4 protein-coding genes are annotated in these 4,869 nt (G+C 60.9%); 1 reads left to right on the forward strand and 3 read right to left on the reverse strand.

Annotation, left to right across the window (positions count from 1 at the left end; genetic code table 11):
• Positions 1-101 precede the first annotated feature (101 nt).
• A complete protein-coding gene (gene recD2 / locus AC5JJ6_RS41605; protein ID WP_496047686.1) occupies positions 102-2,303 on the forward strand; it encodes an SF1B family DNA helicase RecD2 in 2,202 nt (733 codons plus the stop codon).
• A gap of 79 nt (positions 2,304-2,382) precedes the next feature.
• Here the strand turns inward: recD2 and AC5JJ6_RS41610 are convergent, their stop codons facing one another.
• The 3 genes from AC5JJ6_RS41610 to AC5JJ6_RS41620 all read right to left on the reverse strand — a co-directional run bounded on the left by AC5JJ6_RS41610 (position 2,383) and on the right by AC5JJ6_RS41620 (position 4,771).
• On the reverse strand, positions 2,383-2,925 hold the full coding sequence (locus AC5JJ6_RS41610) for an RNA 2'-phosphotransferase (protein WP_496047687.1): 543 nt from the start codon (positions 2,923-2,925) through the stop codon (positions 2,383-2,385).
• A gap of 297 nt (positions 2,926-3,222) precedes the next feature.
• On the reverse strand, positions 3,223-3,603 hold the full coding sequence (locus tag AC5JJ6_RS41615) for a hypothetical protein (RefSeq protein ID WP_496047688.1): 381 nt from the start codon (positions 3,601-3,603) through the stop codon (positions 3,223-3,225).
• Positions 3,604-3,898: 295 nt separating this feature from the next.
• The gene (locus AC5JJ6_RS41620; RefSeq protein ID WP_496047689.1) at positions 3,899-4,771 is read right to left on the reverse strand and encodes a hypothetical protein; all 873 of its coding nucleotides are present in this window, start codon (positions 4,769-4,771) and stop codon (positions 3,899-3,901) included.
• Between the last annotated feature and the right edge of the window lie 98 nt (positions 4,772-4,869).

Raw genomic sequence — 4,869 nt, forward strand, 5'->3', positions numbered from 1 at the left:
ATCCTTCCTGTAAGAAGGGACATGATGCCTGATGGTTATGACCTGATGGAACGGCCAGTGAATACGCTGCTTCAGCGAGCCTTTCCGGCTGGCTGCCCAGCATGAACAATCCGGCCGCCGCTCCTGATCGCGAGCCTCTGGCCGGATTGGTCGAGCGGGTGACCTACCACAATCCTGATAACGGCTATTGCGTGCTGCGGGTCCAGGTTCGGGGACACCGCGACCTCGTGACCGTGCTGGGCCACGCCGCCTCGATCTCGGCCGGTGAGTTCGTCCAGGCGTCGGGTAAGTGGGAGGTCCATCGCGAGCATGGGCAGCAGTTCAGGGCAGCCTTCCTGAAGTCGGCTCCTCCGTCATCTCTGGAGGGCATGGAGAAGTACCTGGGCTCAGGGCTGATCAAGGGCATCGGCCCGGTCTATGCCAAGAAGCTGGTCAAGACGTTCGGCGAGGCCGTGTTCGACATCATCGAGCAGCAGGGCGAACGGCTCACTGAGGTCGCCGGTATTGGTCCCAAGCGAGCATCCAAGATCCGGTTGGCCTGGAGCGACCAGAAGGCCATTCGCGAGATCATGGTGTTCCTCCAGAGCCATGGCGTCGGCACGTCACGGGCGGTTCGGATCTACAAGACCTATGGGGCCGACGCGATCCCGCTGGTGACCGAGAACCCGTACCGGCTGGCCCGTGACATTCGGGGAATTGGTTTCAAGACCGCCGACATGATCGCTGAGAAGCTCGGTATCCCGAAGACGGCGATGATACGAGCCAGGGCCGGGATTAGCTATGCCCTACTGAACGCGGTCGATGACGGTCACTGCGGCTTGCCCCGCGACGAGTTGCTGAAGCTGGCGGAGGAACTGCTGGAGATTTCGAACGAGATCCTGGAGGACGCGATCAACCTCGAACTCGGGGACGGCATGGTAGTGGCCGACACCATCGGGGAGCGGCAGTGCGTTTTCATGAGGAAGCTGTGGGAAGCCGAGCGGACGATTGCCGAGCGGCTCCGGGCATTGCGGGACGGCCAGCCGCCCTGGCCGACCATCGAGGCTGACAAGGCCATCGAGTGGGTGCAGGCGAAACTTGGCGTCACGCTGGCGGAAAGCCAACAGGCGGCGGTCCGGATGGCACTGGCGTCCAAGGTCGTGGTCATCACCGGCGGACCGGGGGTGGGTAAAACCACACTGGTCAACGCCATCCTGAAGATCCTGGCTGCCAAGAGGGTCGAGGTTCTGCTCGCCGCCCCCACCGGTCGGGCGGCCAAGCGGATGACCGAGGCGACCGGCCTGGAAGCCAGGACCATCCACCGGCTGCTGGAGTTCGATCCCGCCGGTGGCGGTTTCAAGCGGACGGAGGAGAACCTGCTGGACTGCAACCTGCTGGTCCTGGACGAGACCAGCATGGTCGATGTGCCGATCATGGCGGCAACCCTGAAGGCGGTCCGGAACGGTTCCGCCGTGATCCTGGTCGGTGACGTCGACCAGCTTCCCTCGGTTGGCCCCGGACAGGTGCTGGCCGACATCATCGGCTCCGGCATGGTGCCCGTGGTGCGGCTGACCGAGGTGTTCAGGCAAGCCGCCGAGAGCCAGATCATCACGAGTGCCCACCGGATCAACGCCGGCCGGATGCCTGATCTCAAGCCACCAGCGGACGGCCAGAACTCGGATTTTTACTTCATCGATGCTGCCGACTCCGAGGACGCGGCACGCAAGGTCGTCGAGGTGGTGCAGAACCGCATCCCCAAGCGGTTCGGCTTCGACGCCACCAGGGACATTCAGGTGCTGGCCCCGATGAACCGGGGAGGACTGGGAGCCCGGACGCTGAACGTCGCCCTCCAGGCGGCTTTGAACCCCGCCACTGGGCAGCCCCAAGTAGAGCGGTTCGGATGGACCTACCGACCGGGCGACAAGGTGATGCAGACCGCCAACGACTACGACAAGGAGGTCTTCAACGGTGACCTGGGGTTTGTCTCGACCATCGACGCCGATGCCCAAGAGGTGACGATCATTTTCGACGGCCGGGAGGTCGTGTACCAGTTCGGCGAACTTGACGAGGTGTCGCTCGCCTTCTCCACGACGATCCATAAATCGCAGGGGTCAGAGTACCCGGCCGTTGTGATCCCTGTGGGCATGACACATTACATGATGCTGCGGCGGAACCTAATCTACACCGGCGTCACCCGTGGCAAGAAGCTGGTCGTCCTGGTCGGTCAGCGGAAGGCCATCGGGATAGCTATCCGGTCGGCAGAGGGTGGGCGAAGATGGTCGAAACTCCGGGAACTGCTGGAGAGTGCTGTGGCCGGAAATTGACCGGCACACCTCACATGATGCCTGACAGCGTTCATCAAGGCCGGCCGATGACGGGCTAGGTTCATCATGGAGTCCGATCTCAGCCTGGAAATACGATGTATCGAGAAGCGACATCGTTGGTCAACCAAACGCCATTGTGGCTTTGGTAGAATGTATGACCATCTCGGTGCATGTGGCCGGCCTGAATGACCAACACCACCGCTTTGCCGCGTCGGCTGCCAACAGCCGTGGCTGTTTCTGCGTCCTCCGACAGATGAACATGGTGCCGCCGCCCTCTCACCAAGCCCTGGTTCCGGATTGCCGGGAGGAACTGCTCGACAGTTCCATGGTAGAGGTACTCTGGCGGTTGCACCGGTTCCAAACCAAGGTCAACCTCGACACTATGGCCCTGGTTGGCTCGAATACGATTGCCCACGATGGCATAGCGGCCCTTCAGATCAGCTTTGACGATCTCCATCAGGTCCTCGCGATGCAGTGCCTGTCCGTGGTGTTTCATCGCGTCCAGCAGATCGTCAATATCGACCCAGCCACCGTGATCGAGCCTGATTCCGATCAACTCGGGCCGGTGCCGGAGCAGGAGGCTGAGAAATTTGCTCGTTCTCTTCTGGTCAGCGGTACTCACGGATCCACCAGCTTGTTTTTACCATTCGCGAGCAAGATGTGAGCATGAGCCGCGTAGGTAGCCTCGTGGGCAGGCCGGTTAGGCTCAAGCCCATATCAGAAGCATTGGCGAGTTGGCCTCCATCATGAGCAAGGCAGATCACGTTGGCGACACCTGTGGGAAAGGCTGATCGTGGAAGGCGGCCAGGATCGGTATCGGTGGCAGTGGGTTGGCAAAGGCGGTCAAGCCAGTGGGAGTTGCTGGAGAGTGTCGTTGTCGGAAATCAAGCGGCATATCTTACGTAATCTCCAATGGTGTTCAGTGAAGCATTTCACCCGTCCACCGGTCCCGCCCGGCCCAGTATGGACATTGCGGGCAGGTCTCGCCCTCATAATCGATACCTTCCTCATGTGGGCAGCCGATGATCTGGTCAGTCATGGCGACAGTCTTGACGCCGGCTCTGTCGATGAACGTCAGGATCTCGGTAGCAATTTCCGCATCAGTCCGCACATCACGGTCGTCGGACAACCACCGCCGCAGTTCAGCAGGTTCCTGCTCGGCCGCCAGGACGATGGCGACCGCCACTTTGGTCGCCTTCTTGCTGTCTGGCCCATAGAAGGCAATGGTCGCCACAGGGTATCCGCGAAAGCTCTTCTTCGCCTTCTTGCCGAGCCGTTTGACGGCTTGCCCCTTGAGCATAGACGCCTTCCAGGTGTTATTGCTGGCCGCCCTATGAACCTGGACGACCAGGAACAGGGTCCCGCAATCCCAGTGGAGTAGCAGCGGGGAGTGGCGACTGGACCATCCATGGTTCTCGATCCCAGGATAGCCGCTCCGACCACCTCCCGCTGCCGGGTCGGCGTTGCGAGTTACTCCGCTCCGGCTCGTTCCGTCGAGATCGGGCGTCTGCCATCGCTGAGTTCATCTGGTTCCGACCCTCTGGATCTTGGTCGGAGGAAAGGCTCCTTCAAGCCTACTCCAGAGAAACCCTTCATCAATTCCCGTCACTGTAACGAACGCGGTCGGCATAGAGGTGCATGTCGGTATTGCGATCCCCATCCGGGTAGCGGCTCGAACTGCTGTACGAGCCGCCATAGCTGCTGGGATAGCTTCCGGAGTTACTAAACTCATCACGATCACTGTACCGCCGGGTGCGGGTGGTACGGGCGGAAGCGGTTGCGTGACCGATAAGGTAACCGACCAGGACGCCAACGGCAGCCCCGACCATGAGGCCGGCTGCGGGGGTCTCCCGCAGCATAGGCTGAACCGAGGAAAGTCCCTGGCTGCCCTGCCGACGAACTTGATTGGCCGCACGCTGGGCGGTATCCCACACTTGGCCAGCGGCTTGACGTCCTTGCTCGTAGACCTCTGATGCCTTGCGGCCAACATCCCTGCTGTACTGCGAGGGGGTGTCCGCCAAGCTCTCGGACTGCTCACGGCGATCCTGCTGCTCGCTGCTAGTATCTGAGCCTATTATGATCGTGTTGCTGCTCGTTGACTGACCGAAACTGCTATCACCGTTGCTTTGGGGCAAACTAGGCTCGACAACCCCGCCCACGCCCCTCTGGCTCAATCCCGTTGCTCCCGGAAGGGTGGTTGCAGTTTCGATCTGACTGCCACTGGTCAGCTTTGGAGCAGTCGATGCTGTAGCCGACGGGTTTGTCTCGAGGATCTTCTCAGCAGACGGTTCCTTCGTGTCGAGGGACTTTTCAGCAGCCGACTGGTCAGTTCCAGTAGCCTGTGCCGCCGCCGGCTGACTGGTGTCGGTCGTTGCACCAGTGGCCGATCCGGTACTGCCCTGGACGGACTTCGTCGTGTCCTGTTTAGTAGCGGGAGATGTCGGAGGTGTTCCAGTAGGCTCAGTCATGTCTAGTTTCCTCCACTTATCGCCATATATTTGACAACGTTGAATAATCGGGGAGGTTCCTTCAGCGTCAGCCCAGGATCAGCACACTTTCGACTACC

The sequence above is a fragment of the Skermanella sp. genome (genome assembly GCF_059503625.1).

Bases quoted from the DNA above. Each gene is read 5' to 3' on its own strand.
- recD2 (WP_496047686.1), top strand. From the start codon at position 102: ATGAACAATCCGGCCGCCGCTCCTGATCGCGAGCCTCTGGCCGGATTG.
- AC5JJ6_RS41615 (WP_496047688.1), bottom strand. From the start codon at position 3,603: ATGCTCAAGGGGCAAGCCGTCAAACGGCTCGGCAAGAAGGCGAAGAAG.
- AC5JJ6_RS41620 (WP_496047689.1), bottom strand. From the start codon at position 4,771: ATGACTGAGCCTACTGGAACACCTCCGACATCTCCCGCTACTAAACAG.